This is a genomic window from Salegentibacter profundi, assembly GCF_054121475.1.
Window position 1 is genome coordinate 1 of the sequence record NZ_JBSYGG010000027.1, and the last position, 899, is coordinate 899.

Genomic DNA, 899 nt, shown 5'->3' on the forward strand with positions numbered 1-899 from the left:
GAACCTCTTGGACTGTTCGAATTACCCACCCATAATAATATACGAGGAAAAGAAAACTTTAATTAAAATCAATACTTATGAATACAAATGCCACTTTCGAAAAGTTACACACTATGCGTTTACACGGCTTTGCACAAGCCTATCGGGAAATTACCGATAGCACCCAGGAGAAGAACTTCTCCCTGGATGAGTGTATCGCCCATCTTATTGAAGCCGAATACGAAGACCGCTACAATAAGAAATTAAAGCGTCTGATCCGCCAGGCACGGTTTAAACAGCAAGCCTCCTTTGAACAAATCAATTTTAATCAGCCCCGAGGTATGGATAAAAATATGCTGCTTCGCCTACAACAGGGAGATTGGATTAAAAAGTCAAGAGACCTGATCATCACAGGACCAACCGGGGTTGGTAAATCGTTTATCGCTTGTGCTTTGGGATTCCAGGCATGTTCTCAGGAACTTAAAACCATGTATTTTACGGCTAATAAACTCCTGGACCGAATGACACTGGCCAAGGCAGATGGCAGTTATTTTAAGTTTATGGATAAAATAGCTAAAACAAAACTGCTTATCATCGACGACTTTGGTCTTAAACAAATCGATCATAAACAGTGTAATATGCTATTGGATCTTGTTGACGAGAGACATGGAAGTTCTTCCACGATCATAACCTCACAATTGCCTGTAAAATCCTGGTTCGACTGCTTTAAGGAACCAACGGTTGCCGACGCGATCCTTGATCGATTAACTAATGGTTCTTACCGCATAGAATTGCAAGGAGAATCGATGAGAAAATTTAGAAAATAAATGCAAAAAAATTTTAATTAACTTAACCAAAATTTTAGAAGAAAAGTGTCCGTTTTGAAACGGAACGCCTGTCCGCTTTCAGCGGATTATGCA

At 39.8% G+C, this 899-nt stretch carries 1 protein-coding gene; it reads left to right on the plus strand.

The features are described 5' to 3' along the window. The first annotated feature begins 77 nt into the window (after positions 1-77). The gene (gene istB, locus ACW6NC_RS16050; RefSeq protein ID WP_457867580.1) at positions 78-806 is read left to right on the plus strand and encodes an IS21-like element helper ATPase IstB; all 729 of its coding nucleotides are present in this window, start codon (positions 78-80) and stop codon (positions 804-806) included. Positions 807-899: the final 93 nt, after the last annotated feature.